Genomic DNA, 221 nt, shown 5'->3' with positions numbered 1-221 from the left:
GTGGCTCTTTCTGCAGGTGGCCGTCGTGGCGGGCACCGGCGGCGTGCTGGTGCGCGCGGCTGGTCGTGGAGTCGACGCTGACGTCCCAGTCGATCCGGCTGGCCGCGTCGCTGCTGGCCTGTGCGGCGGCGAGGACGGTGTCCCAGGTGCCGTCACGCTGCCAGCGGCGGAACAGCCCGTAGATGGTCTGCCAGGGTGCGTACTCGGCCGGGACGTCACGC

The 221-nt window shown here is 72.9% G+C and carries 1 protein-coding gene; it reads right to left on the bottom strand.

Annotation, left to right across the window (positions count from 1 at the left end; all coding sequences use genetic code 11):
- Nucleotides 1-221, bottom strand: a 221-nt coding sequence (locus OP18_RS50965) for a transposase (RefSeq protein WP_033368090.1), incomplete at both ends; no start/stop codon positions are given.

The organism is Dactylosporangium aurantiacum (genome assembly GCF_000716715.1).
Classification (GTDB): Bacteria; Actinomycetota; Actinomycetes; order Mycobacteriales; family Micromonosporaceae; genus Dactylosporangium; species Dactylosporangium aurantiacum.
This window is presented reverse-complemented; position numbering and strand designations above follow the sequence as displayed.